This is a genomic window from Dissulfurimicrobium sp. (assembly GCF_049968175.1).
Classification (GTDB): Bacteria; Desulfobacterota; Dissulfuribacteria; order Dissulfuribacterales; family Sh68; genus Dissulfurimicrobium; species Dissulfurimicrobium hydrothermale.
The window spans coordinates 1-1,724 of record NZ_JBMFRG010000112.1 but is presented as its reverse complement, the minus strand read 5'-3'; the positions used below and the strand labels follow the sequence as shown (position 1 = coordinate 1,724).

The 1,724-nt window shown below is 55.0% G+C and carries 1 protein-coding gene and 1 pseudogene; both read left to right on the top strand.

Features of this window, described 5'->3' with window-relative positions:
• Positions 1–857: pseudogene (locus ACP5SG_RS09635) on the top strand (2-oxoacid:acceptor oxidoreductase subunit alpha); the annotation flags it as partial.
• A 13-nt stretch (positions 858–870) separates the two neighbouring features.
• Positions 871–1,724 (top strand): thiamine pyrophosphate-dependent enzyme (locus ACP5SG_RS09630; RefSeq protein WP_424661219.1); only part of this gene is annotated, 854 nt, incomplete at its 3' end.

Below are 1,724 nucleotides of genomic sequence, written 5' to 3'. Positions count from 1 at the left end.
TAAGCCTTGCAGGCATGACAGAGACCCCTGTTGTGATAGTGGTTGCCCAGCGTCCAGGGCCGGCTACAGGCCTTCCGACCAGGACGGAACAGGCCGACCTCGAGTTTGTACTCCATGCCGGCCACGGCGAGTTTGCAAGGGCGATCTTTGCCCCAGGGTCTATAGAGGCATGTTTTCACCTGACTCACAGGGCATTTCACCTTGCAGAGGCGTCGCAGGGGCCGGTGTTCATCTTGACCGACCAGTTTCTTGCCGATTCCTATAGGGCGGTTGAACCATTTAATCTGGAGGGGCTTGCGCCGGTAAGGGCCGGCGCATGGGTATCCGACATAGAGGCGCCTTATAGGAGATATCTCATTACAGAGAGCGGCGTTTCGCCTAGGCTGCTTCCAGGGTTCAGCCGGCATCTTGTCGTCGCCGACAGCGACGAACACACTGAAGATGGGCATCTTACTGAGGACCTTTCAGTTAGGGAGGCAATGGTGAAAAAGAGGTTTAGGAAATGGACCGTCGTCTTGAAAGAGGTCGAACCGCCTGAATATCATGGTCCAGAGGCGCCCGAGACGATCCTTTTAACATGGGGTTCCTCAAGGGGCGCTGGTCTTGAGGCAGGCAAGAGACTGAGACAAGGTGGCGAATCCGTTGGGAACCTCCACTTCGACCAGGTTTGGCCTTTGGCGCAGGACCAGTTCCTCGGACGATTGAGTTCGGCCAAGAGGGTAGTCTCCATCGAGGGCAATGCCACAGGTCAGTTCGCCCGACTCATCAGGCGCGAGACAGGCTTTGATATCAAAGACCGTGTGCTTCGCTACGACGGATTGCCGTTTACGGCGGATTACATACTTGAACGCCTTTAATGGGGGCATTTCCATGGTTGATATAAAGGATTTCGGGGAATATGAGACCGCCTGGTGTCCAGGATGCGGAAATTTCGGCATACTCGATGCGCTCAAAAAGGCCCTTGTTGCCTGTGGACTCGGCCCCCACGAGGTCTTAATAGTCTCAGGCATAGGGCAGGCGGCGAAGACACCTCACTATCTGAACGTGAATGTGTTTAACGGCCTTCACGGCAGGGCTGTCCCGGTTGCAACAGGGGCCAAGCTTGCACACCCTGGGCTTACCGTGATAGCGGAGAGCGGAGACGGTTGCATGTACGGCGAGGGCGGCAATCACTTCATCTCCGCCATCCGTAGAAATATTGATATAACGATGATAGTCCATAATAATCAGGTCTATGGGCTTACCAAGGGCCAGGCAAGCCCCACCTCTGACGAGGGTTTTGTGACCAAGGCCCAGCCGCACGGCGTGTATTCATCGCCGTTCAATCCACTAGCGGTTGCAGTCGCCCTTGATGCAGGCTTTGTGGCGAGGGGCTATGCGGGCATGAAGGAACATCTTACCGATCTCATTGTCAGGGCCATAAGGCACAGGGGATTTTCGTTGGTGGATATCCTCCAGCCTTGTGTGTCGTTTAATAAGGTAAACACCTATGCATGGTATAAGGAGCGCTGTCGGGAACTGCCTATTGGCTACGACCCAACGGACAGGGAGCTTGCATTTAGGACTGCACTCCTTTTCGGGGGGCGTATCCCGCTTGGCGTCATCTACGAAAAGACCGGGAGGCCCGTGTTTGAAGACCGCTTTACGGCGCTTAAAAACGGGCCTCTTGCCGTTCAAAAGACCGATTTTGATGCGTTAAGGGCCATAATCGCAGACCTTGCCTG